Origin of the sequence: Dyadobacter sp. CY261, assembly GCF_021440085.1 — a bacterium.
Lineage (GTDB): Bacteria > Bacteroidota > Bacteroidia > Cytophagales > Spirosomataceae > Dyadobacter.
Map to the genome: position 1 here is coordinate 270096 of NZ_JAKCPW010000009.1, position 24718 is coordinate 294813.

The 24718-nt window shown below is 47.5% G+C and carries 14 protein-coding genes; 9 read left to right on the top strand and 5 right to left on the bottom strand.

Annotated features, from left to right (window positions below):
- The first annotated feature begins 151 nt into the window (after positions 1–151).
- The 4 genes from LZD49_RS24530 to LZD49_RS24545 all read left to right on the top strand — a co-directional run bounded on the left by LZD49_RS24530 (position 152) and on the right by LZD49_RS24545 (position 10965).
- The gene (locus tag LZD49_RS24530) at positions 152–2581 is read left to right on the top strand and encodes a TonB-dependent receptor domain-containing protein (RefSeq protein WP_234670321.1); all 2430 of its coding nucleotides are present in this window, start codon (positions 152–154) and stop codon (positions 2579–2581) included.
- 263 nt (positions 2582–2844) lie between these two features.
- Complete coding sequence (locus LZD49_RS24535) at positions 2845–3555, top strand: hypothetical protein (RefSeq protein WP_234670322.1); 711 nt, start codon at positions 2845–2847, stop codon at positions 3553–3555.
- Positions 3556–3605: 50 nt separating this feature from the next.
- Positions 3606–8540: a translocation/assembly module TamB domain-containing protein gene (locus LZD49_RS24540; protein WP_234670323.1), complete on the top strand. Its 4935-nt coding sequence runs from the start codon at positions 3606–3608 to the stop codon at positions 8538–8540.
- The gene (locus LZD49_RS24545; protein WP_234670324.1) at positions 8530–10965 is read left to right on the top strand and encodes a BamA/TamA family outer membrane protein; all 2436 of its coding nucleotides are present in this window, start codon (positions 8530–8532) and stop codon (positions 10963–10965) included. Before LZD49_RS24540 ends, LZD49_RS24545 begins: the two co-directional genes overlap by 11 nt.
- Before the next feature lie 362 nt (positions 10966–11327).
- On the opposite strand, the gene mce is transcribed toward LZD49_RS24545, so the two are convergent.
- Together mce and rsgA are read right to left on the bottom strand one after the other, a co-directional pair.
- Positions 11328–11735 (bottom strand): methylmalonyl-CoA epimerase, encoded by a 408-nt coding sequence (gene mce, locus LZD49_RS24550; RefSeq protein ID WP_234670325.1) that lies wholly within the window; start codon positions 11733–11735, stop codon positions 11328–11330.
- A gap of 64 nt (positions 11736–11799) precedes the next feature.
- Complete coding sequence (gene rsgA, locus LZD49_RS24555; protein ID WP_234670326.1) at positions 11800–12735, bottom strand: ribosome small subunit-dependent GTPase A; 936 nt, start codon at positions 12733–12735, stop codon at positions 11800–11802.
- A gap of 333 nt (positions 12736–13068) precedes the next feature.
- On the opposite strand from rsgA, the gene LZD49_RS24560 reads away from it, so the two are divergent.
- Positions 13069–14292 (top strand): ROK family transcriptional regulator, encoded by a 1224-nt coding sequence (locus LZD49_RS24560; RefSeq protein ID WP_234670327.1) that lies wholly within the window; start codon positions 13069–13071, stop codon positions 14290–14292.
- 32 nt (positions 14293–14324) lie between these two features.
- Here the strand turns inward: LZD49_RS24560 and LZD49_RS24565 are convergent, their stop codons facing one another.
- Positions 14325–15578: a glycosyltransferase N-terminal domain-containing protein gene (locus LZD49_RS24565; protein ID WP_234670328.1), complete on the bottom strand. Its 1254-nt coding sequence runs from the start codon at positions 15576–15578 to the stop codon at positions 14325–14327.
- A 223-nt stretch (positions 15579–15801) separates the two neighbouring features.
- Between LZD49_RS24565 and LZD49_RS24570 the strand changes: the two genes are divergently transcribed.
- The 4 genes from LZD49_RS24570 to LZD49_RS24585 all read left to right on the top strand — a co-directional run bounded on the left by LZD49_RS24570 (position 15802) and on the right by LZD49_RS24585 (position 20298).
- A complete protein-coding gene (locus LZD49_RS24570; protein WP_234670329.1) occupies positions 15802–16557 on the top strand; it encodes a hypothetical protein in 756 nt (251 codons plus the stop codon).
- 57 nt (positions 16558–16614) lie between these two features.
- Entirely contained in the window at positions 16615–17493 is an 879-nt protein-coding gene (gene lipA / locus LZD49_RS24575; RefSeq protein ID WP_234670330.1) for a lipoyl synthase, read from the top strand.
- Positions 17494–17720: 227 nt separating this feature from the next.
- Entirely contained in the window at positions 17721–19001 is a 1281-nt protein-coding gene (gene metK / locus LZD49_RS24580) for a methionine adenosyltransferase (RefSeq protein ID WP_234670331.1), read from the top strand.
- Between the two features lie 355 nt (positions 19002–19356).
- Positions 19357–20298 (top strand): acyl-CoA desaturase, encoded by a 942-nt coding sequence (locus tag LZD49_RS24585; protein ID WP_234670332.1) that lies wholly within the window; start codon positions 19357–19359, stop codon positions 20296–20298.
- Between the two features lie 40 nt (positions 20299–20338).
- Here LZD49_RS24585 and LZD49_RS24590 read toward each other — a convergent pair whose 3' ends face one another.
- Positions 20339–23452 carry an efflux RND transporter permease subunit gene (locus LZD49_RS24590; RefSeq protein ID WP_234670333.1) on the bottom strand — a complete coding sequence of 1038 codons (3114 nt, stop codon included), beginning with the start codon at positions 23450–23452 and terminating at the stop codon, positions 20339–20341.
- Positions 23449–24522, bottom strand: a complete 1074-nt coding sequence (locus LZD49_RS24595; protein WP_234670334.1) for an efflux RND transporter periplasmic adaptor subunit — start codon at positions 24520–24522, stop codon at positions 23449–23451. The genes LZD49_RS24590 and LZD49_RS24595 overlap by 4 nt, the downstream gene beginning before the upstream one ends.
- Positions 24523–24718 lie beyond the last annotated feature (196 nt).

Below are 24718 nucleotides of genomic sequence, written 5' to 3' on the forward strand. Positions count from 1 at the left end.
TTATGTAATTATTTCAAAAACGGGCACGTTACCAGTTTTGCGTGTAACTTTGTACCCTTTAAAGTTTTACAGCTTGGTATCGTTACATTTCGATATGCTCTGCATGGTCTTTGCCTAACTTAGCTCCTAATAAAATTAAAATCCTATACCCGTGAAAAGAACTCTGTTTCTTAACAGTATTGCCCTAATTCTGCCGACACAACTCCTTTTTGCATCCCCTGGCTCTCGTCCGCTTCCTGTGAATGGTACAAAATCGCAGCGTGTCGACGGCGGTAAATTGGTAGGCAAAATCGTGGAGGCTCCCAACAGTGCCGGAGTGGCATTCGCGACCGTAGCGTTGCTTGCTCCCAAAGACTCCTCCCTTGCTAATGGCGCCGTGGCAGACGAAAACGGTTTATTCACGATCGCTAATGTGACGCCTGGAAGCTACATTCTACGTGTGACTAATATGGGTTACCAGACGCTATACCGGCCCAACGTCCGCGTGGCCGCCGAAGCCAGCCTGCTCGACCTCGGAAGTATTACCATTGTTGCCGAAGCCCAAAAGCTGGCCGAGGTGGTGGTGAAAGGCGAGAAAACGATGATCGTGGACGATATCGACAAGAAAATCGTCAATATCGGCAAGGATATGCTCGCGACAAGCAACAACGTGAGCGATCTGCTCGAAAAAGTCCCCGCCGTGTCGCTTGACGAAAACGGGAACCCGCAGGTGCGCGGCAAAGGCAATGTGGTGGTACTGATCGATGGTAAACCATCCAATCTTTACGGCAGCGACCTTCCTACCATTCTGCAATCTTTTCCCGCCAACCTCATTGAGCGCATCGACGTGATGACGACGCCCTCGGCCAAATATGAAGGCGAGGGGGCATCGGGCGTGATCGATATTATTACCAAGAAAACTAAAATCCGCGGTATGAACGGCGGTGCGCGGCTAAGCATCGGTAATAAAAATAACAATGCCGCTTCGGGTAATCTTAGCTACAAATCGGGCAAATTTGGCCTGAATGCTTCATTAAGCGGACAAACACGTGCGATGACCTGGGAACGGACATTGAGCCGGGACAATTTTGTCACCGAGTCCACCACCCATTTGCAGCAAGACGGAACCGGCGGAAATAAAGGTAAAAATGCATTCGGCCGGGTAGGTGTCAATTACGATTTTAATGACAAAAATTCCCTTGAAGCTGGTGTCAATTACTCGCGTGACAACAGCCGTAATAATAGTAATATCCTCAATGAGACCAGCCTTGCGACGGGTGCGATTACAGAAAGCTTCCGCCGCCTCAACAATAGCAAAGGCAATGGCGACAATGTGAATTTCAACCTCGATTACCGTTTGAAATTCGCAGAAAAAGACCATCAGTTGAACCTTAATTCGAGCTATTCGCTGGGCGGATCGGACGGAGAATCGTATTTTGCACAGGAGGGCACCATCGACAGCCTGCTGCGTAACCAGCAAAACCTGCGTAACAATAACCGCCATTCGTTGTTCCTGAATGCGGATTATACCTGGCCCATAACGTCCAAAGCAACATTGGAAGCCGGTGTCCGCTCGCGTACCAGCTCCAACGACAATGTGAATGCATTCTATAACCTCGATCGCGAGACTAATTCCTACGTTTTCGATAATACCATTAGCAATGTATTTGGCTATAAGGACGCCACTTACACCGGCTTTATGACATTCTCACAAAAAACAGATCTGTGGGGACTCCGCGCCGGTTTGCGTGTGACCGATTATAACCAGAACATTGACCAGGTGAGCCGAAACCAGGATTTCAATGTGCATTTTCTCACACTGGTGCCTTCATTGGCAGTTACCCGCAAGCTCGGCGAGTCGTCGCAGGTAAAACTGAACTACAGCCGCCGCGTGCAACGCCCTGAGGCCGACTGGCTGAACCCGTACACCGATGTCTCCGATCCACGTAACGTCAGAACCGGTAATCCAAACTTGCGTCCTGAATTTACACACAAAGCTGAAATGGGTTATTCCAATTATGAAGCGAATGGTGGCTGGGGACCGTCTCTTTTTATGGATTATTCCAACAATGCGATTACCCAGATCCGCACCATCGACGAGGCGGGCGTTTCACTTAGCCGCTACGACAATGTCGGCCGCGAAATGTCGTATGGCTTTGAAACCGATTTTTCCCAAAAACTTTTTGGCGACGTGCTGAAACTCAATGGTAGCGGACGTGTTTTTCGTAGCGAGGTCGTCTCCGCCGTCGCGGCAATTGACAACCGGACATGGAGCTACTCCGGTAACCTGAACGCATTCATTACGCTGCCAGCAGACTTCCGGGCATCCGCGTATGTGAATTATGAGGGTCCGCGTGCGATCGCGCAAGGCACGCGTGATGGCGTTTTCATCGCCAACATGGGCATCCGCAAGGACCTGCTGGAAAAGAAAGCGACCATTTCCTTCAATGTGCAGGACATTTTCCTGTCAAGAAACTACAAAAGCCAGTTGAATACCGATACTTATTCACAGGCTTCGAACTGGCATCAGACCAACCGACTTGTGAATGTGACTTTCCAGTACAGGTTTGGAAAAATTTCCGCAAGCGGAGACGATGTCTGATCCCGCAGAGCGAAATTGTTAATATATGTGAAAGGAAGGGCTTAAACGGCTCTTCCTTTTTTATTTACAGATACTTCCAAATGGGCATTTCCCGCTCGCTGCTGCTATTTTCGATCAAAGCGGCACTGATGGAACGGTTTTTGCAAATACCTGACGCAGGAGTCGATTAATTTTGCTTATTTAAACCCTGAACACATGGTGTGATCTAAGAATCCGGATATTAAAACTTACCGGAAACATTTAAACACAAATTCTTAAAACCAATGAAAAAGCTAAAAATGCTGGCCGCAATGCTACTCGTATCGGCTGGCTCCTTTGCACAAAAATTGCCTGCCGACTCCATATTTTCTCAGTATTACAAGGCAACAGGCGGTAAAGCTTTATGGGACGGCGTGAAGTCCTATAATATCAAAAGAAATTATACCGCTAGCGCGGCGACTCCTTACGATGCAGCGATCACGGCTTCTATTCCCGATCAGTCCATCTATAAGAGCAAGACGATCATGAAGCGGAGCTTTATCTACACGGTTAAAGGTGACCAGGGATGGATTAAGGTACCCATCGGGCAAAAAGTAGATATAAAAGACCTCAGCCAGGCCGAGCAACAAAGCATGCGCCAGGAACTGTACGATAATCTTGTGCCCTTTATTAACTATAAAAATCGCGGCCTGATTGCGACCACGGTGGGAACCGAGACGCTCAATGGCGTGCAGGTGAACAATGTGGAATTGCAGGGAAAAGGTGTCAAATACAACCTTTACTTCGACGCCAAAACAGGGTTGCTAGTCCGCCAGAAGGAATCACAGGGAGGTGTGGAAACGACCACGGATTTCTCCGATTATGCCAAATCCGCATATGGTCTTCTATATCCGGCCAAACTTGTAGAGCTCAGTACCTCTGATAAGAAACCAGTTACCATCAAATCGGCCCTGACGGTGAACGACCAGGTAAACGTCGAATTATTTAAAAGATAAAAACAAGATTTCTCAACGCCTCTAAACAACAAGGCGGAACTAAGCCCAGGATGAAGAAAGCACTGAAAGTATTGGCCATAATAATCCTGACAGTATTGATTCTGGTTGGCGTGTTAATCTGGGGTATCCAGACACCGTTCGGCCAGAATTTTTTAACGTCCCAGGCAAACTCCTTTTTGCGTAAAAAACTCAAAACCAAAGTCAATATTGAGAAGGTGCGTTTTGATATTCCCGATTGGGTGTTACTGGAAGGGGTGTATTTTGAAGATTTGCACGGGGATACGCTTGTCTCGGGCAAGCGCCTGTACGTGGACCTGGACATGTACAGCCTCATTAAGGGCGACATCGGCATCAACAAAGTCGAGCTCGAAGATGTGAATGCCAATATCAGCCGCGTGCTGCCGGACACAACCTTCAATTTTCAGTTTATTGTTGATGCATTCGCGGGGACCGACACTACTACCGTTGATACCGCGGCTTCGGAACCACTCAAAATGCGGCTGGATCAGATTTCGCTTAAAAGAGTACGGTTCTCGTACCGCGATGCAGTCATTGGCACCGATGCTTCGGGCAATATCGATTCGGCCCTTGTGAAGTTCGACAAATTTAACCCAACCATTTCCCAATATCACCTCACCAACACGGCTTTGCATAACAGCCAGGTAAAGCTGCGAATGTATAAGGCATTGAAAGTAGCGGACGCGGGGCCGGATCCGAAATCAGACCCCGCGGATTCACTGGATATTAAAGTAGGCGATATCGATATCCGGCAGTTCAAATGGCAATTCGATGACGAGGTTTCCGGACTAAAAAACGGGATGACCGTGGGCAAACTGGCCGGACATGTCAACAACATTTACATGGGCAGCCAGCGCGTTGATGTAAAAAACGTGTCGTTGCAAAACATGTCGCTCTTTGCCGAATTTGCCAAAATGCCGAAAACGGCGGCAGAGAAGAAGGACACTACCGCTGCCCAAACTGATGCGCCTGGCTGGTACGTGAAAGTCGGGGAAATCAAGCTTGAAAACAACGATGTCCGCTACGACGATTTCAATTCACCGGCCGTACCCAAGGGCCTCGACTATGCACACCTTAATATCAAAGATCTTAATGTCGATTTGCAGGAATTCCTGTTTTCTTCCGAGAACATCGCGGGAGCACTGAAATCGGCGTCGTTTAAAGACAAAAGTGGTTTTCGTCTCGATGCATTTCGCACGAATTTTGCCTACGGCGACCACGAGACCTATCTCCGCAATCTTTATCTCAAAACCCCCAACACCCTTTTGCGCGATGAGCTGAGCCTGCGTTATAAAAACCTCGACCAGCTTACCAATGACATCGGGAAAGTAAAATTAAAGTTGCGTCTTACCGACAGCCGCATTGCATTCGCGGACATCCTTCTGCTAGCACCCGACCTCGCGAAAACGCCGCCATTCGACAAAGAGCCTCAGGGGTTGGTGAAGGGCTCAGGACAAATTAGCGGCTCGGTTGATGATATGCTTATTTCCAAGGCAAGGTTCACTATGCTGGACGGCACAGTATTAAACGCCGAAGGTCGTTTGCAGGGGCTTCCGAATGCAGAAAAGCTGGCGATGGATTTAAATATCAATGAAATATCGTCCACAAAGGCAGATTTGCTCAAAATGCTGCCTGATAGCGCAGTACCGGCATCCATTGAACTGCCCGAATCAATCAAGATCTCAGGCAAAGTGAAGGGCTCGATGGAAAACCTGACTCTTGCGACTACGATTAACACCTCTTTTGGCACCGGCACATTCTCGGGAAACCTCAAAAATATTACCGATAGCGTCCGGGCGCAATATACCGGCACGCTCACATTCACAGAGTTTGACCTCGGCAAACTTACCAAGCAACCGCCTGCCGAGATGGGCAAGCTGACGCTCCGCACAGATATTGAAGGTGTGGGTTATGCGCCCAAAACGATGAAAGCGCGGCTCGACGGCAATATCGAAAGTGCGGATATCAAAGGTTATGTATATCAAAACCTGCGGTTGAAAGGTGATATTGATCATGGACTCGCCAATATTTCGGCAGACATGAACGACCGCAATATCGACCTAGACCTTACGGCCCAGGCTGATCTTTCCAAGGAATACCCCTCCGTTAAGGCCGATCTGGAAATCACTAACCTGGATCTCACAGCACTGAATTTATATGCGGATTCATTGCAGGTAAAGGGTAATATCAAAGTCGATATGCCTTCAACCAACCCGGAAAACCCGCTCGGAACTGTGAAAGTTGACAGCCTTGTATTGACTCACCACCGCAGACCGATCGGTATTTCGAGCATTAATGTGCAATTGACCGATTCAAGCGGCGGAAGGCAGGCCTATATCGATTCGCCTATTTTGAAGGCTAAAATGACCGGGCAATATACTTACACGGAGATCGGCGACGCGATCCTGACCGAGGTTGGAAAGCATTTCAAATCACCTGACCTTACTTATAAAGAAGTTACCAAACCCGCCAACTTCGCACTGGATGCTACGCTGACAAACCACCCGGCCGTACAGGCATTTGTTCCTCAGCTCCGGGAAATGAATGCGATCCAATTACATGCGCAAATGGACAATCAGAAAGATTCTTCGCTGGTGGCCAGGTTGAGCGTGCCTATGGTGGACTATGACAGCATTCGCGTCGAGGGGGTGTCCGTGGATTTCAGTACTGTGGAAAGTAATGCGGCACTAAATGCCAATGTCGGCCTGGTTAATATGAGCGGGTTCCGAATGCAGAATGCCTCGGTTGCAAGCCAGATCGTGAACAACGATGTGAAATTCGATTTCATCGTGCGTGACTCAGTGAACACCGAGAGACACGCTGTGAAGGGCGATTTGGCGGTAGCGGGCAACCGTTACCGTCTCAACCTGCGCGACGCTCTCCTGTTGAATTACGGTAAATGGGCAACTGATACTGCCGGATTTATTCAATATGCGACGGATAGCGTGTATGTGAAAGATTTTATGATCAGTAATAATGGTCAGTCTTTAAAAATTAATTCAACTACGGAAGCGCCCAACAGCCCGCTGAACATTGCGATGTCGAATATTTCCATCGGCCCGCTGATCGAGATCGCAACCCTGGATTCGACCCTTGCTACCGGCACATTGAATGGCAAAGTGCTTCTGAGCAACTATATGGCTTCGCCAGTCTACACGGGTGAACTGACGATCGACAATCTTGCAGTTACCAAAATTCCCGTCGGTAATCTTTCCATCAAATCGACCAACGAAACCGAAAACCTCATCCGCGTTGCTATGTCGCTCGTCAACGACCAAAACGACGTCCAGATCGGCGGGAGTTATAATGTGAAGTCCGAAACGCCGATGGACTTTAAAATGGATTTGAAAAAACTAAGTGCAAAAACGATCGAGGCATTCAGCTTCGGCGAATTAAAACGGGCGGAGGGAAATCTTACCGGTAACATTGCCATTACCGGCGCGACGGATAGCCCAAGACTTGACGGCGCGATCAACTTCGACAATGTCGCATTTAACGCGACACAATTGGGATCGAGATATTCACTGGCTGGTCAGAAAATCCAGTTCAATGGCCAAAATATCAACTTCAACAACTTCACATTGACCGATTCGCTGAACCAGGCAATGAAAATTAATGGCAATGTGAATATTGCCAAACTGCCCGACGTCGGTTATGACCTTAATCTTTCTGCCAAGAACTTCAATGTCCTGAATTCAACCCAAAAACAAAACGAACTTTTCTTTGGCAAGGCGAATATCGATGCCAATCTGACCGTAAAAGGGCAGGGTGCCAAATCGGTGATCGACGGTAACGTGAAAATCGATCCGGGTAGCAATATTACAGTAGTTATGCCGAGTGACGCCACAGAAGCGGGTGACGCTACCAAAGGCGTTATTGAGTTTGTGGATATGAGCGATTCGACGCAGGTCGCGAAGAAAGACTCACTTGAAGCGCAGAATGTGGTCGTCGATTTCGCGTCCCAGATTTCACTGGATATCGATGTGGATGATAAATCGGAGTTTAAAGTAGTGATCGATGAGCTGAACGGGGACAATATCCGATTGAAAGGGAATGCACAACTCAATACGGGGATCGCGCCGAATGGGCAGCTGTTTCTTTTAGGCTCTTATGACCTGACGGAAGGCTCTTACGATCTCACCCTTCAAATCCTGAAAAGACAGTTTGAAATAAAAAAAGGCAGCACATTGCTTTGGACCGGCGATCCGATGAAGGCGGATCTGAATATCACTGCTGCCTATCCCGTGATGGTAGACCCGGGTTCTATTTCCAGCAAATTCCAGGGTTCCAGTAAAATACCGATCGAAGTACAAATCGTCATTACAGGCAATCTAACGACTCCGAATATTACTTTCAACATTGTTCCCGGCGCGACTATCGATGAGCAAATCAAAAGCGATATCCAGAATCAGACTTTCTGGAATGATATGGTGAATAACCCGTCGGAGATGAACAAGCAGGCATTTGCCTTGCTCATCACCAACAAGTTCATCACCGATCAGTCCAGCTCGGGTTTTAATATTGGTTCAAGTGCCGAAGCTGTGGCCAGACAAAGTGTGAGCCAGCTTCTCAGCGACCAGCTCAATAACCTGGCCTCGGACCTCATTAAAGGGGTAGATCTTAACATAGGCTTGAATTCTACTGCCGACCAAACCACCGGCGCGCGCACAGACCTGAACCTGGGGCTGAGCAAAGCATTCCTGAACGATCGTCTGAAGATTTCCGTAGGTAAAAACTTTGAGCTGGAAAGCCAGGGCAATTCGGGTAATTCCACCGAAGTTTTCGACAACATCGCCCTCGACTACTCTTTAAGCCGCGACGGTCGGTATATGTTCCGGGGCTATCGCAAAAACCAGTACCAATCGATCCTTGAAGGTTTTATCGTCGAAACCGGGGTAAGTTTTATCATTACGGCGGACTATGACCTGTTCCGCGAAATTTTCCGAAAGCAGCGCGATGAGAAGTAACATTGGATATATACTGGCGATCTGTATTTTCCTGGGCGGCTGCTCGGTCAATAAGTATGTGCCCGAGGGCCAGAGCATTTATGTTGGCAACAAAGTGAAAGTGCAGCCCGACAGCATTTCAAAACCGAATGTATCGGGTGTTGCGGATGAACTGGCAGGTTTGATCAAGCCACCTCCCAACAAGACCATTCTGGGCTTCCCCTGGAAGGTTTGGTTTTACTACTGGATCGGCGAGCCCAAAGATGAGGGCGGATTAAGAAGCTGGTTCCGGAAGAAGCTCGGCGAGCCGCCACGCTATGCTACGCAACGTATTGTCGACATCAATGCGGCGAATATGGTTGCTTATCTTGACAACGAGGGCTATTACCGTTCCTCCGTAGGGGGTAAGATCGTGGAAAGCAAAAAGAAGAAAAAACGGACGGCAACCACCGAGTACAACGCCTACTTAATGCCGCGCTATGTGATCAACGAGATCAGCTACGTGGTTCCCGACAGTTCGCTTTTCAACAAAGACCTCGTTCTTGCCAAACAAAAAACATTACTAAAAAAAGGCGACCCGATCCGTCTGGAAGTCATCTCTACCGAGCGCACACGCATCGACCAGGAATTAAAGGGCAAAGGTTACTACTATTTCAATCCCGATTACCTGATCGTCAAAGTGGATTCCACCATTGGGCGAGTTGATTCTACGTTGGGTCCCCAGCAGGTAAATCTGTATCTCGAAGTCAAAAAGGAAACTGCGCAGACTTCTTTAAAACAGTATTTTATCAACCGTATTTACGTCAATACCGGCACGGAAGAAAACAAGCAGAGTGATTCTACCGGGCTTACCACCCGAGGCCCGTTGCGCAGGGGCATTACTGTTACGGACCCGGGAAACAATTACAAACGACGGATTTTCTACGATGCGATCGGTTTCAGACGAGGGAATATGTATACCAACACCATGCACGACGTGTCGCTGCAGAGGCTGGTCAACCTACAAAATTTCCGTTTTGTCAAAAATCGCTTCGACCTGGTGCCTCGTTCTGATTCCGCATTGCTGGACGTGTATTATGACCTTGCTCCGATGAAGAAAAAGTCGCTGCAAACAATATTATCTGCCAGTACTAAATCCAACAACCTTGGCGGTTCACAGCTTGACGTAACGTGGCGTAACCGAAATTTCTTCAAAGGAGCGGAAATGCTGGCGATCAGCGCGTATTTTGGGTTCGACGTGCAACTGGGCGGGAACCGTGGCACCAGTTCAAACGGCATAGGAAATGAATATATCAGATATGGAGCCAAGGCAGACTTATCTTTCCCAAGGTTCATTATCCCGTTTGTAAAGTTAAGGCCAGAAAAAAGCCAGGCGCTTCCAAAGACGATCCTTTCATTAAACTACGAAAACCGGATACAACGTAATTTTTACACCACGCGTTCTATCAGGGGCGACTGGTCGTATGTGTGGCGTCGCAAGACAGAAGTTGAGCACACTTTCACACCGATTTCGATCAACTTCGTAGAACCGCGAAATATTAATATTGAATTGCTTGGTGAAGTGGTGACGGATCCGAACACCAACCCGCTTGACATCGATCGTCTTTACCGGCTTATCGACACCAAATTTTTCATCATGGGCTCCAACTACTCGGTTTCCTACCGGCCCACTCCTCGTCCGTTTAGCAAAAACCAGATTGCCATGACGGGTGGTATCGATTGGGGAGGCAATATTTTAAGCCTGCTAGCTAAGAAAAACCCGGAAGGCTATCCCAAAGAATTTCTCAAAGTGCCCATTTTGCAATACGTAAAGGTGGATGGTGATGTACGTTATTATCGTACTATCACGCCGTCCATCAAATGGGCCAACCGTATTCTGGTTGGCGCTGCCAAACCATACGGCAATTCCAAAACAATGCCGATTCCGCAATTCAAACAATATTTCGGTGGTGGTAGTACAGGCATACGCGCATTTCGTGCACGCTCACTCGGACCAGGTGCCGTTGCTCCTGACACCCTGACGATAAGGCTACTGGGCTATCAGCAATTTGCCGATATTCGGTTAGAATTCAACTCTGAAGTAAGGATGAAATTCACTGATATTATCAATGGCGCGATCTTCGTAGATGCTGGAAACATTTGGTCATTCGGTGACAGTACACGCGCGACTTATCCAGGCACTGCGCTAATCAGCAACAAATTTCTAAAACAAGTCGCAGTCGGCGGGGGAATTGGGTTGCGCCTGGATTTTTCTTATCTGATTTTCAGGCTCGACCTGGCTACTCCATTTAGGAAACCGTGGTATGTGAGTGAGGTCAAAAATGTGAGTGACGAAGGTGTAGTGAAATACAAAAATCCCTGGGTATTTAATGAGATTAACTTTGGTAGTAAAGCGTGGCGAAAGGAGAATCTGATACTGAATATTGCCGTGGGGTTGCCGTTCTAAAGAACGCCAGTCTTCACATAGAGGAATTACATGAAAACTGGCAAACTCATTATTAGTTTGTTCTTATGTAGCCGATTTTATTGGCGTTGTAAACTGCGCCACCTACCAAAATTGAGGCTTTCAAAGTTAGTTTACCTTGGGCATCAAGTGACAGCTGAGAAATTGTAACCTGTCCGTCTGCGACACCATATGAACCGCAGTCACCGGTACAATTGTATACGCTGGGATTGGTACCTAATGTTGCGCCCACTATCAATTTCGACGCGCCAGCGGGGACAGTAAATGGGAAAAAAGTGTCAGTTTTGGCCGGGCCAAACGCAATAGCATCTGATCCATTGGCCATTATTCAATTCCAAATTTATTTAACGGTTTCCCATCTCCTGACAAAGCTCGATCAACACCCCATTCGCACTTTTCGGATGGACGAAACAAACGAGCTTGTTGTCAGCGCCTTGCTTAGGAACCTCATTCAGCAATGTAAAACCCGCATTGCGAAGCCGCTCCATTTCGGCTACAATGTCATCGACTTCGAAAGCGATATGGTGAACGCCTTCGCCTTTCTTTTCGATAAAGCGGGCGATGACGCTCTCCGGTCCGGTGGCTTCCAGCAGTTCTATTTTAGTTTGGTTGATTTTGAAAAAAGAAGTCGCAACCAGCTCGGATTCGATGCTTTCACGCTTATAGGAAGATATATTCAATAATGCTGAATAGACCCTCTCCGCCTCAGCGAGGTTTTTAACAGCAATACCAATATGCTCTACGTTCTTCATAAACGGGACCGTTATTCAACTCATAAACTTTAATCTCCTGAACTTTAATCTCCTGAACTCCGATCTATTTCCGATTATCATCCCCCAGCATCATGCTCAGGTAACTTTCATAGCGGGTAAAGGCAATTTTTCCTTCTGAAACCGCATCCTTTACCGCACAACCCGGCTCATTGATATGTTGGCAATTGTTGAAGCGGCATTGGTTCAGCAAATCGCGCATTTCAGGAAAGTAATGGCTGATCTCCTCTTTTTCGATATCGGCCAGGCCCAACTCCTTGATCCCCGGCGAATCGATAATAAACGTACCTTTTTCCAGTTCGAACATTTCGGCAAATGTGGTGGTATGCACCCCTTTATTCGCAAATGTGGAAACCTCCTGCGTTTTGATGTCGAGATTAGGCGCGATCGCATTGACGAGCGTCGATTTCCCCACGCCCGAGTGGCCTGAAAGCAATGATACCTTCCCTTTCAGTAATGCCTTAAAGTCATCGAGGCCCAAGTCTTCCAGGGCAGTCGTGGCTAAACAACGGTAACCCAGGGCGGAATACATCTCCATGAGTGCAGCCTGGATATCTTTCATGTCATCGTCCAGTAAATCCTGCTTGTTAAAAACCAACACACCGGGAATGCGGAACGACTCGATGGCGACCAGAAACCGATCTATAAAACCCAGTGAAGTACGGGGAAAGACAAGCGTGGCAATCAGTATGGCCTGGTCCACATTGGCGGCGATCAGGTGGGCGTGGGCGGTTTTGTGTACTGAGCGGCGGATTACATAGTTTTCACGCGGCACGATCTCGTGGATGATGCCAAAATTTTCACCCTCATTCTCCACTTCAAAATTAACATAATCACCTACGGCAATCGGATTGGTCACTTTAAGGCCCAATGCTTTGAACTTGCCTTTCAACCGGCACTGCCAGATATGCCCGTCGCGGCTGTCCCTCACCTCATACCACGAACCCGTCGACCGGAGCACCAAACCCTTTATTAAACCCATTCTGTCTTTTTTTGGAATCAGCGAATTTAAAAGGACTTTCACTAAAAATCAGCTTTTCCCTCAAAACGGCATACAAAACAAGTAGTTTTTAACAACAGCCTAGTTTTATCTGAATCGCGTATAATCTATCTGCTTCAAGCTAAAGCTCCCATTTGTGACTACTTTATTAATTAAAAAACGTTTGGCAAATCGCCCGATCTGCTGTGGATTTTGCAACAAATAATAATATTTTTTAAAATCACAGGCGTTTTTTCCGATTTTTCCATACATTAGTATCATTCTATCGTAAAGAAAATTAATAATATCACCCCATAATAATTTCTACTCCGCATAATGGACTTAGTGGCAGAAGAACCGAGTTCGGTCATTGATATTCGTAAGAATCGTATCAGAAGCAGTTTACTGCTGCATTTATATCAGTCCGGGGACACTTCCATTAACAAAATGGCCAAGTTGTTCCATGCAAGTATCCCGTCTGCAACCGGGATCGTTAATGATCTCATGCGCGAAGGCTGGATCACAGAAACAGGCACGGGGCCCGCGCGGGCCGGTCGACCGCCCGTATTATACGGTCTGAATGCGAAAAAGTACCTGACACTCATCATGGATATTAACCGCCATGATACGCAACTGGTCATTTTTGACCTGCATAACCAGCTTATCCTGAAAAGGAAAGTTGCTATCCGACTCGACGATTCTGCCAATTTCCTGAAAGAGCTCTTCGCCGCTACCAACGATTTCCTAAAATCCAACAATATTGCCCGCACTAAACTTTGGGGCATCGGGGTTTCGATGCCTGGGCTGATCAACTCTTCACAAGGCATTAACCTTACTTATATGAACCTCACGCCTTCGGGTGTGCCGCTGGTAACGTACCTCAAACAGCATTTCGATCTTCCGGTGTGTCTTTTCAATGATACCAAGGCCACCACGATCGGTGAACACCGTTTTGGCTATGCAGTCGATAAATCGCAGGTGCTGACGATCAACATTGACTGGGGAGTTGGTTTGGGGATTATTATTAATGGCGAAGTTTTCAATGGTGCGTCGGGCTTTGCCGGAGAGTTGGGACATATCCAGGTCAAGCCGGATGGCATGCTGTGCCATTGCGGTAAAGTAGGCTGCCTTGATACGATCACATCGGCGATCGCTTTGATCCGCCAGGCCAAAGAAGGCATCAATAGCGGTCGGGCGACTATCCTGAAACAGATCGTCAATAATGATCTCGATCAGTTGGAAACTTCCCATATTATTGAAGCCGTGCATGCGGGTGACGAGTTTTCTATTGACTTGCTTAGCACAGTGGGCACGGAGCTCGGAAAAGGATTGGCTACCGCGGTACATTTGTTCAACCCCGAGGTGATTATCGTGGGTGGGTTGCTGGCCGAGGCCGGACCGTTCATTTCCAACCCGATCGAGCAGGCGATCAACAAGTATTGTTTGTCGGATTTCAAAAATCCGCTGTCGATCCACATTTCAAAACTCGGCGCCAAAGCACGTTTGCTGGGAACGCAGGCTTATCTGTTCGATAATTTGATCGCAAAGGAATTTGCCTGATGATATAGATAAATGGGCTGTCGGCGACGTCGTCAGCCCATGGCCTCTCTCACTTTTTGCATAATCAGGTCAGTCGCACCGGTTCCGGAAAGCACAAACTCACTGCTGATATCGCCTGCACTACGCGCTTCAACAGGGTTTTCGACCCAACTTTCTACTATTTTCAATAACTGAGGGGTATCCGCCACTGAGAATGCCCCACCTTTTTCCATGAGTCCCACAGCTTCCTGGAACCTGTGATAACTCTTGTTACCAAACAGGATGGGCAAGCCGAATGTGGCTGCTTCCAGGATATTATGCAGCCCTACCCCGAAAGACCCGCCAATATAGGCCATGTTGCCATAGCGATAAAGCGACGAGAGCATTCCAATATTGTTGATGATAAGATAGTCGAAATCATCGGGTGACTGCCCCGCCGCCACTTCGGAATATAAAATGGAGCGCCCCATTAGCTGAGTTCGCCAGCCGGCGATCTCCTCGGCCTTGATCTCATGAGGAGCTATAATCGCCTTCAACTTTCCGGTTAATGCATTCAATGCCGGAATCAGCACCTGCATGTCGGCATCCCATACCGACCCAGCGATCATGCACTGGCTAGCCCCCTTGAACCGCGCGATTTCAGGCAACTCACGCGCACTGGATGCGATGGCACGCACCCGGTCAAAGCGCGTGTCGCCCGCGATGCTGCAAGCACCAATATTGGCTTTTTCCAACAAATCAATTGAAGTTCGGTTCTGGACAAACAAATGATCAAAATAGCCCAGCATTTTGCGAAAAAAGCCACCATATGATTTGAAAAAAATTTGATTGGAACGGAAAATCGACGAAAATGATAAAATATAACTGCCATTTTTCCGCAATTCCCGCAGGTAATTAAACCAGAACTCGTATTTAATGAAAAAAACTATCCGAGGATTCACGATCCTTACAAACTCACGCGCGTTGGCTGGCGTATCGATGGGCAGATAACAGATAAAATCGACGCCATTGTAATTCTTCCGTATTTCATATCCGGAAGGCGAAAAGAATGTCAGCAATATAAAATGATCGGGATAGGCATCGCGATATGATTCTATAACGGGCCTTCCCTGCTCGAATTCGCCCAGTGATGCCGCGTGAAACCAAGCTACCGGTCGCCCCGCTACCAGGCCCGGAAGCGATTCGCGCATACGATCCAAAAGGCCTTTCCGCCCATCCACTCCGAGCTTTATTTTATGATTGAAAGGTGCAATGAATCGGATGAGAAAAGCGAAAACCTGAATGGCAACCTGATAAATGATTTTCACCTAAGCACACTGATTAAAAGGATGTTAAAAATGAAACAAAGCAGCTATATTTTTGTGGATCCGGGTTCACTAGCAGGCTTTTTTCCTTCTTTTTTCGTTTAAAGAACATAAATGTACAAAAAACCGTTAAAGTGGGGTGGATATACAGATGCGTACACTATTATTTTGTACTTTCACTCTTCATACGACACATACATAGTCACAAGGAATTTATACTAATAATATGATGCGTGTAAAACTTTTACTTTCAGTATCTATTCTGTTTGTATTGTCGACAGAAATATACGCTCAGCGCAGGTCTGTGAAGAAAGAGGACGAAGAGGAAACCTATAAGTCGTTTACCTCTGTGGGCATCACTACCAATACCAACTCCGGGATTCTGGGAGGCGCAGTATTTCGTCAGTCCTCCGCCCTGAGCTCCAAGATGTTCGGAAAAAATACGTATCGCTATCTGGCATTGGAACTTGTGAATGTAAAGCACCCGAAAGAACTTTCGACACAGGACTTTGTGACGGGCGCGCGATTGGTATATGGAAAACAAAATTACCTGTTTGTATTGCGGCCGGAATATGGCCGTGAATTAACTTTGTTCAGCCGGCAGGATGACGAGGGCATATCCATCAGCGGGATTCTAGCGGCGGGGCCATCTCTGGGATTTGAAAAACCCTACATGGTCCAATATCAGAATTCCGACGGACGTGTCACTACCGAACCGTTCGATCCAAATAAATCGGGTGACCTGATAGGCGCCGGAAGTTTCTTTCAAGGTTTTGGCCAGTCGAAGGTCGTACCAGGCGTGCATGCAAAAGCAGCGATGAGCTTCGAATTAAGCGCATTCCGCGACAATGTTACCGGCGTGGAAATCGGTTTTATTGCAGAAGCATTCACGCGGAAAATCACGATTATGGCGGATGCTCAAAACAAAGCCTTTTTTACATCCGGATACCTGACCCTTTATTTTGGAAGTAAGAAAAGATAATTAGTATTACATAAACAGATGGCGCGCAGCAGCTCCATCGGAGATTGACAGATTGATATGATTGAATTGCCAGTAATACCGTCGGAACGCAGAAAACGCCCCGATTGGCTCCGGGTCAAACTCCCCGCAGGACCTGAATTCAGGAAAGTAAGACAACTGGTCGACAATTATAAACTTCACACCATTTGCGAAAGCGGAAATTGTCCTAATATGGGAGAATGCTGGGGTGCCGGAACGGCCACCTTCATGATCCTCGGGAATGTGTGCACAAGAAGCTGCAGCTTTTGCGCGGTGGCAACAGGCCGGCCTAACGAATATGACACCGATGAACCGCGACGCGTGGCTGAGGCTATTAAGCTTATGCAGGTAAAACATGCCGTTATCACTTCTGTAAACCGCGACGAGTTGAAGGACAAAGGTGCCGAAATATGGTACCAGACTGTCCGCCAGGTAAAAGAAAATACACCGGAAACGACCATCGAGACTCTGATCCCGGACGTTAAAAGCAATTGGGAAGCTTTGATACACATGATCGAAGCAGGGCAGGAAGTGGTTTCGCATAACATGGAAACGGTCGAACGTTTATACCGTGCGGTGCGACCTCAGGCCAAATATGCACGCAGCCTCGAGCAGATCAAACGCACGAAAGCATACGGGCAACGTACCAAATCGGGTATCATGCTGGGCTTGGGTGAGACGCAGGACGAGGTGCACAAGGCAATGGACGACCTGGCCAAAAGCGGCCTCGATATCCTCACGCTGGGTCAGTATTTACAGCCAACTAAAATGCACCACGAAGTGATCGAGTGGATCACACCGGAAATGTTTGAAAACTATAAAGAAGAAGGTCTGAAACGCGGATTGAAATATGTAGAATCCGGGCCGCTTGTGCGTTCGAGCTATCACGCTGAACGGCATGTAAATGTTCCGATCTGATCAATTAGAAAAATCGATTGAATGGTAAAGCCGGTGTAGTGTTACTATACCGGCTTTTTTACAGCTTCAAATCAGTTTTAACAGTAAATTATAGGTAAACCACAGGATTCTCAAAGCCAAATTCTAAAGGATTACTTATTTTTGCCGACAACCAGCAAAAACGGAAGCAATTCCAATGCAGTAACTGTCACACATTTAAACTTTTCTTCAACTTTATTTCGTTTCCAATGCCATACTTATTCACCTCGGAGTCCGTATCTGAAGGACATCCCGACAAGGTAGCCGATCAAATATCAGATGCACTGATTGACAATTTTCTAGCATGGGATACCAACAGCAAGGTGGCCTGTGAAACACTGGTGACGACCGGGCAAGTAGTTTTGGCCGGCGAGGTAAAAACCAACACCTATCTGGACGTTCAGAAAATCACGCGCGATGTGATCAAAAGGATTGGCTATACGAAGAGCGAATACATGTTTGAAGCCAATTCCTGCGGTATTCTCTCGGCCATTCACGACCAAAGTGCCGACATCAACCAGGGTGTCGACCGCGCTGCTGCTGCGGAGGACTTCGAATCCAAAGCCAATGCACAAGGTGCTGGTGACCAGGGAATGATGTTCGGGTATGCGACACGCGAGACGGCTAACTATATGCCACTTGCCCTCGACCTGGCACACAAGATCCTCCAGGAGATGTCGTACATCCGCAACAACGAACCATCATTGATCCCTTACCTGCGCCCCGATGCGAAATCACAGGTAACAATTGAATATAGTGACGACAATGTACCTCAGCGTATCGATACCATCGTGGTTTCGACACAACACGACGATTTCGATAGCGAGGAGGCGATGCTTGCCAAAATCAAAGCGGATGTCATCAACATCGTTATCCCTCGCGTAAAGGCTAAACTGACGCCTGAACTGCAGCAACTTTTCACCGGCGACATTACGCACCACATTAACCCTACCGGGAAATTTGTGATCGGCGGTCCTCATGGTGATACAGGTCTGACAGGTCGCAAGATCATCGTAGATACTTACGGCGGTAAAGGAGCACACGGTGGTGGTGCGTTTTCAGGAAAAGATCCTTCCAAGGTAGACCGTTCGGCCGCATATGCTACCCGCCATATTGCTAAAAACATGGTTGCATCAGGCCTTTGCGATGAAGTATTGGTGCAGGTTTCCTACGCGATCGGTGTTGCCGAGCCTTGCGGTTTGTACATCAACACCTACGGAACCGCGAAAGTAGCTGGCAATGACGGCGCCATTGCAGAAAAAATCGGCAAAATATTCGATTTACGTCCATATGCGATCGAACAACGTCTGAAACTACGTAATCCGATCTATTCTGAAACAGCAGCCTATGGCCACATGGGACGCAAGAACGAGATCGTCAAAAAGTCGTTCAAGGGCGCCAATGGCGAAGAGAAAGAAGTTGAAGTTGAGCTTTTCACATGGGAAAAGCTGGATTTTGTAGACGCGATCAAAGCAGAATTTGCCCTGTAAAAGGCATTTTTAGCAGTAATGAAAGAGGTCGGCAGTGATGTCGGCCTCTTTTGTTTTTAGGTACATTTTCAAAACATTGTTTCAATTATCAACTTTTGACAGCATTTTTGAGGCCAATATTGAAATTAATGAAGCATTTGCCAATATTTGTAACCAAACTCCGTTCTCACGAAACCATCCCATTAATTTAAACTGCGTTTTCCGCTTGCCCGCAATGCAATATCAGAAAGTTAAATTCACAAATCTAGATAAAAGTACATTTTTCCCCACCCTGAGGCAGCGGGTCGATCAGTACTTCGCAACCAACGAAATTTGTAAGTCGGGCGGGTCCGGCATTATTTACAAAGCGTTATTTATGTTAAGCTTGTATCTGGTGCCTTATGTACTGATCCTGTCCAATCAGTTCAGCATGCTGGCAATGGCAGGTTTGGCTTTTGTGATGGGCCTCGGCGTAGCGGGGGTAGGTATGTCGGTGATGCACGATGCTATCCATGGCTCACTGGCAACATCCAATTTACTGAACAAGGTTTTCGGCTCATCTATCTACCTTCTTGGCGGGAACGCTTACAACTGGGAAGTGCAACACAACAGACTGCATCACACCTACACGAACATCCACGAGGTAGACGAAGACATTACCGGCAAATTTCTCCTGCGGCTTTCATTCCAGGAAAAACAAAGGTATATCCACCGGTTTCAGCACATCTATGCATTTTTCCTGTACAGCCTTATGACGCTGTCATTCCTATGGAAGGATTTCAAGGAAATATCCCTTTTCAACGAGATGTCGAAGTCAGGAATGACGAAGCCGTTTCCTAAAAATGAACTTATAAAACTGGTGTTGACTAAACTGGCCTACGTCGTATTTATCTGCATCATTCCGCTTGCTCTCACGTCCGTTACATTCGGTCAATGGCTGATTGGATTCATGATCATGCACGCAACTGCGGGAATGATACTTAGTACAGTATTTCAAATGGCGCACGTTGTAGAAGGGGCAGAACAACCCGAACCCGACCAAACCGGGTGCATTGAGACCGCCTGGGCTGTGCATCAGTTGCAAACTACGTCCAATTTCGCAGGAAAGAACCGCATATTGTCATGGTTCATCGGCGGCCTCGATTATCAGATCGAGCACCATTTATTCCCTACTATTTCGCACGTCCATTACCACGCATTGTCGCCCATCGTAAAAGCGACAGCCCTTGAATTCGGGCTGGTATACAATGCCAAATCCAACTTCCGAAACGCATTGGGCTCGCATGTGAGGATGCTAAAAAATATGGGAACGCGGTAGTCCACGTTCCCATTTGTATTTGCTTCTTGTTTGCTCCCCATCAAAAGTGCGCCGGTTCTTCCAATTCGCTATCCCGTGCTACTCTTTCGATCATTTTCATTTTCTCGAAGTTTCTAGGCCGGGAGAAGAATGTGTAAATGGCCGGGATGACATACAGCGTCAGTACAAGTGAGAACAATAGCCCTCCCATAATTACAATACCCATTGACATCCGGCTGCGACCTGCGGAGCCAAGCGCCATCGCGATCGGTAATGCGCCGAGGATTGTAGCCAAACTGGTCATCAAAATAGGTCTGAAACGCAACGTAGCAGCTTCCAATGCTGCTTCCTGGACGCTTCTGCCTTGCTCGCGCAATTGATTGGCAAACTCGACAATCAGGATACCATTTTTCGTTACCAGACCGATCAGCATGATCATGCCGATCTGACTGAATATATTGAGTGTCTGATCGAAGAACCAAAGCGAGAACACTGCCCCGCCGATGGCCAGAGGCACTGTGAACATGATGATGAATGGGTCCACAAAACTTTCGAACTGCGCTGCCAAAATGAAATAGATCAACACCAGCGCCAGGAAGAATGAGAACATCGTATTGGAAGAACTTTCGGCATAGTCGCGTGACGAGCCGCTCAATGAGGTCTGGATTGTTTCGTCGTTCAATTTATCCCGAATACGGTCCATAGCAGCGATACCGTCGCCAATCGTCTTTCCAGGTGCTAATGCGGCCTGCACGGTGGCGCTCATGTAGCGGTTGAAGTGGAAAAGTTGCGGCGGGCTGCTTTCTTCTTCGGCTTTAACAATGTTGTCCAACTGAACGAGCGCACCCGTATTCGTTTTGACAAACATGCTCTTTAAATCCAGCGGCTCGTCGCGGTTGGCACGGTCATACTGGCCTATAACCTGATACTGACGGCCGTTCATGGTGAAATAACCAAAACGCTGGCCTGCAAATGCCAGCTGCATCGTCTGCGCCACGTCCTGAACGGTTACACCCAACGATTTCGCCTTTTCGCGATCGATCACGATCTGGATCTCTGGCTTGCTGAATTTCAGGTTGACATCTGTGATTGCAAAAGTGGGATCTTCTGAGACCTCTTCCATGAATTTTGGAAGGTATTCTCTAAGCTTCTCAAAGTCCGGCGCCTGAATTACATACTGAATGGGCAAACCACCGCGCGAATCCACAGAAATGGTTTGTTGCTGAACGACAAAAGACTTGGCGTCAGGCATCGTTTTCAGTTTCTTATTGATATAATCTGCAATTTCTTGCTGCGACTCTTTCCTTAATTTTTTATCTACCAATGCAATACGCCCACTACCCGTATTGGCCGCACCGAGCCCCGAGTTACCAGGTGATGTAATCATCATTAACCCTTTCCGGCCTGGCATGGAATCCATCAGCATATCACTCACGTTCTGCATATAGCGATCGGTAAATTCAAATGACGAACCTTCCGGCGCGGTCATGTTAATACGGAACCAGTTGCGGTCGTCGAGCGGTGCCAGTTCTGATTGGAGACCTTTACCAAAGAACCAGATCATACCCATTGTAACGGCCACCAATGGGATGGCAACCCAACGCATTTTCAGGAATTTGGCCAGCGCATTTCCGTAGTCGCTGGTGATCTTTTCAAAAAACGGCTCCGTTTTTTCGTAAAACCAGCTTTTCTTATGTGTCTTACGCACCAGGTAGGCATTCAGCATCGGCGTCAGAGTCAGCGATACGAATGCAGAGATCAATACAGCGGCGGAAATGACGATACCGAATTCACGGAACAGTTTACCTACAAAACCCTCCATAAAAATCACCGGCAAAAACACCGAGGCCAACGTGATGGACGTAGATAATACCGCAAATATGATCTCATTCGAACCTTTGATAGCCGCCTCGATCGGGCTCATACCCTGCTCGATCTTCTTGAAAATATTCTCGGTGACTACAATACCGTCGTCCACAACAAGCCCGGTCGCAAGCACGATGGCGAGTAACGTCAGTACATTGATGGAGAAGCCCATGATGTACATAATGAAGAATGTCCCGATCAGCGAAACCGGGATGTCGATGAGCGGACGAAAAGCGATAAGCCAATCGCGGAAGAAGAGGTATATGATAATGACGACCAAAATAATGGCGATCAGTAATGTTTCGCCCACTTCCTCGATGGACCGTTCCACAAAAATGGTATTGTCGATCAGCGTGTCAAGCTCGTAATCCTTAGGCAGTTCCTTTTTGATAGCTGCCATCCGCTTATTTACTTCCTCGGCGATATTGAGATAGTTTGCGCCTGGCATAGGAGATATCGCCAGACCGATCATCGGGACATTATCCAGACGCAGAATTGTTTCTTCGTTTTCTGGACCCAACTGCGCAAAACCTACGTCTTTCAGGTGGATAGTCTGTGTTGAGGAGTTTTTGATAATCAACTCATTGAAATCGTCCTCGGTGCGAAACCGGCCGATGGTTTTCACCGTCAGCTCGGTATTATCGCCGGCGAGCTTGCCGCTGGGCAATTCTACGTTTTCCTTATCGAGCGCAAGCTTCACATCCTGGGTAGTAACGCCCAGTGCAGCCATTTTGATGGGATCCATCCAGATCCGCATCGCATATTTTTTTTGACCAAAAATCCGGATTTCACTTACTCCCTCGATTGTTTGGAGGCGCTGCGCGATCACATTCTCGGCATAATCGCTCACTTCGAGGTGCGAACGGTTGGTACTTGTGAAAGTCAATACAATGATAGGCTCCGAATTGGCATCGGCTTTGGCTACCACCGGCGGGCCATCGATATCCAACGGCAAGGTCCGCGAGGCAGAACCTACCTTGTCGCGAACATCATTGGCTGCACGCTCCATATCCACACCAATGTCGAACTCGACGGTGATCTGGCTTGTGCCCTGGCTACTCGTGGAACTGATGGATTTGATACCTTCAATACTGTTGAGCTGCTTTTCGAGCGGTTCGGTAATCTGAGACTCTATAATATCCGCATTCGCGCCCGTGTAGCTGGTGCGGATTGAAACCACCGGCGGATCGATGGACGGGAACTCGCGCATCCCCAGGAATTTGTACCCGAGGAACCCGAACAAGATAATCAGCAGGTTCATGACAATCGCCAGGACCGGCCTTTTGATAGAAAGGGTCGAGATGCTCATAGATTGACCTTCACAGTGGTGTTAGGTTTGATAGCGATGATACCCGACGTAATCAACGAATCACCCGGCTGCAAGCCGTCGATGATCTGGATCCTCTTATCGGTACGCAGGCCGGTCGTTACCATTACTTCCTGCGCTTTGCCTTCCTTCACAACAAACACTTTTTTACCTTTCAAAACAGGCACGATGGCCTCGGTCGGGATCATCATGGCTGCCCGGTTAGCATCGAGATCAGCCAGTACTTTTACAAACATACCCGGTACAAACCTTCCATCCGGATTGTTCGCAACCGCACGTACGCGCAACGTGCGCAGGTTTTCATCCACTTTTGGATCTATTGCGAGGATTTTTGCGCTGTATGTGGACAAGTCGCCGTCCAGATTGAATTTGATTGTGCTCCCTACGCGGATACTCGGACTGTATTTTTCCGGAACTGTGAAGTCGATTTTGACCGGATTACTTTGCACGATCGTCACGATGGGCGTACCCGGAGCCAGATAAGCACCTTCGCTGATGAATTTCAACCCGATACGACCACTGAACGGCGCGCGGATTTCTGTTTTTTCCAGCTGGGCTTCAATGACTTCCTTCTCAGCTTCCAGGACTTTGATATTATTAGATGTTACGTCGTATTCTTCCAGATTGATCGCCTCCACATTCAGCAGCTTCTTCTGCCTGGCTTCTATCTTTTTGCTCAAATCCTGATTATAAGCGACTTTTTGGAGTTGCGCTTGCAGTTCCCGATCATTGATTTTGGCGATAAGCTGACCTTTGGTAATAAAAGCACCTTCCTTGATGTCGAGCTTCACCAACCGTCCCGATATTTCGGCCATCAGGTTCACTTCTTCGTTGGGCAGCACCGTGCCCGATGCAAAAATCTGGTTCTCAATAGACTCTCTTCCCACAATAAACACATTCACCGGCACAGCCCCGCCGGAAGATTTCGTATTTTTCACATCCCCGCCTTTTTGGGCTTCTGAACCTTTGCCCTCACCCGGTTTTGAAAAAATGAACAATTTACCCAAAACCAGGGCGACGATGATCCCCGCCACCAACATGATCGTACGCATAACTTAAAAATAAAATTCGTTCAAGAAGAGTAGTAATTAATTATATTTCTGTAAAAGCCTTTATTAAAGATACTTCATATTGTAAAAAGAGGCAATGTAGAGATTTTATACTTCTACCAATAAAGCTTTCCAAAGTTGTTTGCTGAGTGACGATTTCCGGCAGTTAAATGCCGTTTTTGACGCTGCTACGTTTTGC

Bases quoted from the DNA above. Each gene is read 5' to 3' on its own strand.
- LZD49_RS24585 (WP_234670332.1), top strand. From the start codon at position 19,357: ATGTTAAGCTTGTATCTGGTGCCTTATGTACTGATCCTGTCCAATCAG.
- LZD49_RS24570 (WP_234670329.1), top strand. From the start codon at position 15,802: ATGATGCGTGTAAAACTTTTACTTTCAGTATCTATTCTGTTTGTATTG.
- LZD49_RS24595 (WP_234670334.1), bottom strand. From the start codon at position 24,522: ATGCGTACGATCATGTTGGTGGCGGGGATCATCGTCGCCCTGGTTTTG.
- mce (WP_234670325.1), bottom strand. From the start codon at position 11,735: ATGAAGAACGTAGAGCATATTGGTATTGCTGTTAAAAACCTCGCTGAG.
- LZD49_RS24545 (WP_234670324.1), top strand. From the start codon at position 8,530: ATGAGAAGTAACATTGGATATATACTGGCGATCTGTATTTTCCTGGGC.
- LZD49_RS24560 (WP_234670327.1), top strand. From the start codon at position 13,069: ATGGACTTAGTGGCAGAAGAACCGAGTTCGGTCATTGATATTCGTAAG.
- rsgA (WP_234670326.1), bottom strand. From the start codon at position 12,735: ATGGGTTTAATAAAGGGTTTGGTGCTCCGGTCGACGGGTTCGTGGTAT.
- LZD49_RS24590 (WP_234670333.1), bottom strand. From the start codon at position 23,452: ATGAGCATCTCGACCCTTTCTATCAAAAGGCCGGTCCTGGCGATTGTC.
- LZD49_RS24540 (WP_234670323.1), top strand. From the start codon at position 3,606: ATGAAGAAAGCACTGAAAGTATTGGCCATAATAATCCTGACAGTATTG.
- LZD49_RS24535 (WP_234670322.1), top strand. From the start codon at position 2,845: ATGAAAAAGCTAAAAATGCTGGCCGCAATGCTACTCGTATCGGCTGGC.
- lipA (WP_234670330.1), top strand. From the start codon at position 16,615: ATGATTGAATTGCCAGTAATACCGTCGGAACGCAGAAAACGCCCCGAT.
- metK (WP_234670331.1), top strand. From the start codon at position 17,721: ATGCCATACTTATTCACCTCGGAGTCCGTATCTGAAGGACATCCCGAC.